A 3,978-nucleotide genomic window follows, 5' to 3' on the forward strand; every position below is an offset into this window, starting at 1 on the left:
ATATATGTGTATTCGCGTATATATACCTAAAATAGATTTTTTTTGAATCATTAGCATTTGGAGACATGCCATGCGCATAGGAGTACCGCTGGAAATCAGACCTGGGGAAACTCGGGTTGCCGCCACACCGGAAACCGTTAAGAAACTAATTGGCCAAGGCCATACGGTTGTTATTCAAAAGGATGCAGGTGTTACAGCCAGCCAGCCAGATTCTGCGTACGAAGCAGTTGGTGCCGCTATTGGTAATGCTGCCGATGCCTTTGGCGCTGAGATTGTTCTTAAGGTGCGTGCGCCCGAAGCAGCCGAGCTTAAGCAAATTAAATCTGGCAGCGTACTCCTTGGCATGCTGGATCCATTTGATAGCGACAATATTGCCGCCATGGCTGCGCAAGGTGTGACTGCATTCTCTCTAGAGGCTGCTCCGCGCACTACTCGCGCCCAAAGCATGGATGTTCTGTCCTCACAAGCCAATATCGCAGGTTACAAAGCGGTGATGGTCGCAGCTAATGAATATCAGCGCTTTATGCCAATGCTCATGACTGCTGCTGGAACTGTTAAAGCAGCACGCGTACTCATCTTGGGTGCTGGTGTTGCCGGCCTTCAAGCTATTGCGACAGCAAAGCGTTTAGGCGCCGTCATCGAAGCATCTGATGTGCGCCCTGCTGCTAAAGAACAGATTGAATCTCTTGGCGCCAAGTTTGTTGACGTACCTTACGAGACAGATGAAGAACGCGAAATCGCCCAAGGTGTTGGTGGTTATGCTCGCCCAATGCCAGAAGCTTGGATGAAGCGTCAAGCAGCTTTAGTTGCCGAGCGCGCTCAACAAGCGGACATCGTCATTACTACCGCCTTAATTCCGGGTCGTAAGCCACCAGTCTTATTACACAGCGATACCGTTGCTAATATGAAGCCAGGCTCTATCGTGATCGACTTAGCGGCTGGTCGCGGTGACAACGGCTCAGGCAACTGCCCCCTGACAGAAGCTGACAAGATCATCGTGAAAAATGGTGTGAAGATTGTTGGTTACACCAACCTCGCCAGCATGGTAGCTGCTGATGCCTCTGCTTTGTATGCGCGTAACTTACTCGACTTCATGAAGCTGATCGTTGATGCAGAAGCGAAGTTGGTAATCCCAACGGATGACGATATCGTTTCCGCCTGTCTCATGTGTCGTGATGGCCAAGCCGTCCGTAACAACTAATAAAGAATTTTCAAAGGAAATATCATGGATCTCGCTGCTTTTCAAAGCATCCTCACAGTCCAAAACATCACTGTATTTGTGTTGGCTATTTTTGTTGGCTACCACGTGGTTTGGAACGTCACCCCAGCATTACATACCCCACTCATGGCAGTTACGAATGCCATCTCTGGAATCATCATTGTCGGCGCCTTGCTACAAACCGAAGTAATCGGTGGTGATGAAATTACCCTTACCAGCATTATTGGTGCGATTGCAGTCTTTTTGGCCTCAATCAATATTTTTGGTGGCTTTATGGTTACCCGCCGCATGCTTGAAATGTTCAAGAAAAAAGCTCCTAAAGCTGATGCAGCTGGAACTAAATAAAACTAGAACAAGATCTATATAGAGACCACAATAATGTCAAACATAACCGCGATTTCCTATCTCATTTCATCGGTGCTGTTCATCCTCGCCTTGCGTGGATTGTCATCACCAACAACCTCCCGCCAAGGTAATACCTTTGGCATGATCGGCATGTTGCTTGCCGTAATCACCACCTTCATGATTCCGGACTTTAAGCCAGTCTTCTCATTGATCATTGGTGCAATTGTTGGCGGCGCCATCATTGGAACAATTGCTGCTAAGCGTGTGCAGATGACCAAGATGCCAGAGCTCGTAGCGCTCATGCACTCCTTCGTTGGCTTGTCGGCGGTCTTGATCGCTATCGCAGCGGTTTACAACCCAGCTCATGACCATACCGGTGCGCAAAAGATTGAACTCTTTATTGGTGCATTTATTGGTGCAATTACCTTTACCGCCTCTATCATCGCCTTCGGAAAATTATCTGGCAAAGTCAGTGGCAAGCCAGTGACATTTGCTGGTCAACATTTACTGAACCTCATACTAGCAATTGGTATGGTTGGTGGCGGCGTCATGTATTTCATGACAGGCAGCCACGAAGCGTTCTTGGTGATGTGTGCAATTGCATTGGTGTTGGGCGTGACATTGATCATTCCAATCGGTGGCGCAGACATGCCAGTGGTTGTATCAATGCTCAATAGCTACTCTGGTTGGGCAGCGGCTGGTATTGGTTTCACATTGAACAATCCAGTTTTGATTATTGCCGGTGCTTGCGTAGGCTCTTCTGGTGCAATTTTGTCTTACATCATGTGTAAGGCAATGAACCGCTCCATCTTGGCAGTATTGCTTGGCGGCTTTGGTGCTGAAGCTTCTGCTGGTGGCGCTGATGATGGTGGCCCAAAGAACTACAAAACTGGCTCTCCAGAAGATGCAGCCTTCCTAATGGAGAATGCTGACACCGTCGTGATTGTTCCTGGCTATGGCTTGGCAGTTGCGCGTGCTCAGCATGCTCTGAAAGAATTAACAGAGAAGCTCACCCACCATGGCGTCACCGTAAAGTACGCAATTCATCCAGTGGCAGGTCGTATGCCTGGTCACATGAACGTACTCTTAGCTGAAGCTGAAGTTCCATACGATCAAGTATTTGAGATGGAAGACATCAACAGCGACTTTGGTCAAGCTGACGTAGTGTTGGTGCTTGGTGCAAACGACGTGGTGAACCCTGCCGCTCGTACGCCAGGTAGCCCAATCTTCGGCATGCCGATCTTGGAAGCATTTAAAGCTAAAACGATCATCGTCAATAAGCGCTCCATGGCTGCAGGTTATGCCGGTCTTGATAACGAACTCTTCTACATGGACAAAACCATGATGGTCTTCGGTGATGCTAAGAAGGTTGTGGAAGATATGGTGAAGTCTGTTAGCTAATGCAAACAAATTGAAGATGTCACGGTAGTGAATCAGAATGGCTAGTAAATAAACTTACTAGTCATTTTTTTATGCTTGAGGCCAAGAAAGACCCCTCCCATGCGCTTACTCAAATACCCGTCATTTTGCTTTGCATTAATGCTATCTCAGCTTGTTCTCGCCGATGACAATCGAAAACACTACTACACCGATATTCCCGGCATTGAAGCCAATGTATTAATCAAAACGACAACGTCTTGGAATGGTGCGAAGCTCCCCCCATATGGCGAGGGTCAACCTGAAATCACCATCATTCGATATAGATTTGGCCCAGGTGCATCGATACCAATGCATATGCATCCCGTCATTAATGCCGGCGTTTTACTAAAAGGTGAACTCAATATCTTTACAAAAACTGGTGAAAAAATAACACTAAAAGCCGGTGAGCCACTGGTTGAGCTTTTTAAAGAATGGCACTACGGCTCAAACCCAGGCTCTGAACCGGTCGACTTAATTGTTGTCTATGCGGGAATGGTTGGAGCCCCCTTAACCATTCGGGAAAAGTAAATTTGGAGCTAACCTTATTCAGCAATAAAAAAACGCCCGGTCTTTTGAACCAGGCGTTTTAGTTTCTACAGCTAGATGGCTGAGGAAATTTACGGCAACTACATCATGCCGCCCATTCCACCCATACCACCCATGCCGCCCATATCAGGCATGCCACCGCCAGCGGAATCATCCTTTGGTGCTTCGCAGATTGCGCAATCAGTAGTCAACAATAGGGCTGCCACAGAAGCTGCATTAACTAGTGCAGTTTTTGTTACCTTAGTTGGATCGATTACACCTTGAGCTACGAGGTCGCCGTATTCACCAGTTGCTGCGTTGTAGCCGTTATTGCCCTTGCTAGCCAATACTGCATTTACAACTACGCTGGCTTCGTCGCCTGCGTTAGAAACGATGATACGAATTGGCTCTTCCATTGCGCGCAATACGATGTTGATACCAGCGTCTTGGTCAGCGTTATCGCCTTTCAA

Annotated in this window: 5 protein-coding genes; 4 read left to right on the forward strand and 1 reads right to left on the reverse strand. The window is 47.7% G+C overall.

The window, feature by feature from the left end; genetic code table 11:
* Window positions 1-70 precede the first annotated feature (70 nt).
* The 4 genes from B7Y67_RS12370 to B7Y67_RS12385 all read left to right on the forward strand — a co-directional run bounded on the left by B7Y67_RS12370 (window position 71) and on the right by B7Y67_RS12385 (window position 3,511).
* Entirely contained in the window at window positions 71-1,201 is a 1,131-nt protein-coding gene (locus B7Y67_RS12370) for a Re/Si-specific NAD(P)(+) transhydrogenase subunit alpha (RefSeq protein WP_293598908.1), read from the forward strand.
* Window positions 1,202-1,225: 24 nt separating this feature from the next.
* Window positions 1,226-1,564, forward strand: coding sequence for a proton-translocating transhydrogenase family protein (locus B7Y67_RS12375; protein WP_068320920.1), 339 nt, complete (start codon window positions 1,226-1,228; stop codon window positions 1,562-1,564).
* A 33-nt stretch (window positions 1,565-1,597) separates the two neighbouring features.
* On the forward strand, window positions 1,598-2,965 hold the full coding sequence (locus B7Y67_RS12380; protein ID WP_293598909.1) for an NAD(P)(+) transhydrogenase (Re/Si-specific) subunit beta: 1,368 nt from the start codon (window positions 1,598-1,600) through the stop codon (window positions 2,963-2,965).
* A gap of 99 nt (window positions 2,966-3,064) precedes the next feature.
* A complete protein-coding gene (locus B7Y67_RS12385; protein WP_293598910.1) occupies window positions 3,065-3,511 on the forward strand; it encodes a cupin domain-containing protein in 447 nt (148 codons plus the stop codon).
* A gap of 98 nt (window positions 3,512-3,609) precedes the next feature.
* On the opposite strand, the gene B7Y67_RS12390 is transcribed toward B7Y67_RS12385, so the two are convergent.
* Window positions 3,610-3,978 (reverse strand): TCP-1/cpn60 chaperonin family protein (locus B7Y67_RS12390; protein ID WP_293598911.1); only part of this gene is annotated, 369 nt, incomplete at its 5' end.

This window comes from Polynucleobacter sp. 35-46-11 (assembly GCF_002281105.1).

Excerpts from the sequence above, each read along its gene's own strand:
- B7Y67_RS12375 (WP_068320920.1), top strand. The coding sequence starts at position 1,226 with ATGGATCTCGCTGCTTTTCAAAGCATCCTCACAGTCCAAAACATCACT.
- B7Y67_RS12380 (WP_293598909.1), top strand. The coding sequence starts at position 1,598 with ATGTCAAACATAACCGCGATTTCCTATCTCATTTCATCGGTGCTGTTC.
- B7Y67_RS12385 (WP_293598910.1), top strand. The coding sequence starts at position 3,065 with ATGCGCTTACTCAAATACCCGTCATTTTGCTTTGCATTAATGCTATCT.
- B7Y67_RS12370 (WP_293598908.1), top strand. The coding sequence starts at position 71 with ATGCGCATAGGAGTACCGCTGGAAATCAGACCTGGGGAAACTCGGGTT.